General features: G+C 42.3%; 2 pseudogenes and 1 other annotated feature. Both pseudogenes read right to left on the bottom strand.

The features are described from left to right. Positions 1–507: pseudogene (serS, locus tag ACWHAR_RS24495) on the bottom strand (serine--tRNA ligase); the annotation flags it as partial. 56 nt (positions 508–563) lie between these two features. Further along, positions 564–776, bottom strand: a binding site (T-box leader). 52 nt (positions 777–828) lie between these two features. After that, positions 829–911, bottom strand: a pseudogene (locus ACWHAR_RS24490) (pyridoxal 5'-phosphate synthase glutaminase subunit PdxT); the annotation flags it as partial.

The following is a 911-nucleotide window of genomic DNA, read 5'->3' as shown; positions in this document are numbered from 1 at the left end:
TAAGCCTTTATAGAACACGAAACGGCTTCCTGTTACTTTGGCAGCACGTTCAAAATCCAGAATACCCAGCTCATCCGCAATATCCCAGTGCGGCTTCGGCTCGTAAGAAAATGAAGGCTTTTCACCCCATTTACGCACTTCTACGTTGTCGTCTTCTGTTTCACCGACAGGTACAGACTCATGCGGAATATTTGGGATTGAGAGAAGGATTGTATCAAGCTCAGCTTCCACTGTTCGCAATTCTTCATCAAGCTTTTTAATTTCCTCGCCGACTTCACGCATTTCTTTAATAATGTGATCCGCGTCTTTTTTCGCACGCTTCAGCACAGCAACCTGCTGAGAAACTTCATTTCGTTTTCCTTTTAACTCTTCTACCTTGCCGATAAGCTCTCTTCGTCTATCATCCAGCGCCTCAAACTTATCAAAATCAGTTAAGTCTTCGCCTTTGTGTACAAGCTTTGCTTTAATTTCTTGAAAATTCGCTCTCAGCATTTTCGTATCAAGCATGCGAAACACTCCTTTTTTTATTGATTTGTCGAAAATAAAAAGAGCCCTCATCCCCATAAAGGGACGAGAGCTCTCGCGTTGCCACCCTGATTGAAAACAAATCAAAGACTCGTTTTCCACTTTCAAACATAACGGTTATCCCGTAAATGCCTACTTGTTTCAGCATTTCGCTCAAGGATGGATTCAGACAGCATCTTTCACCGATTCGCACCAACCATCGGCTCTCTTAGAAAGAGAGGCTCCCTACTAGTTCCTATCAACGCTTTTCGATCTTTATTTGTGCTTATAATGTACTATAAGTTTCCACAGCTTTCAACTGTTTTATACAAGTGCCTTCTGCTTATATTCCTCAACCATTTCAACAAACAGCTGTGTCACTCGATGATCTTCTGTCAGCTCCGGAT

It is taken from the genome of Bacillus sp. LR--39 (assembly GCF_053613335.1).
This window is presented reverse-complemented; position numbering and strand designations above follow the sequence as displayed.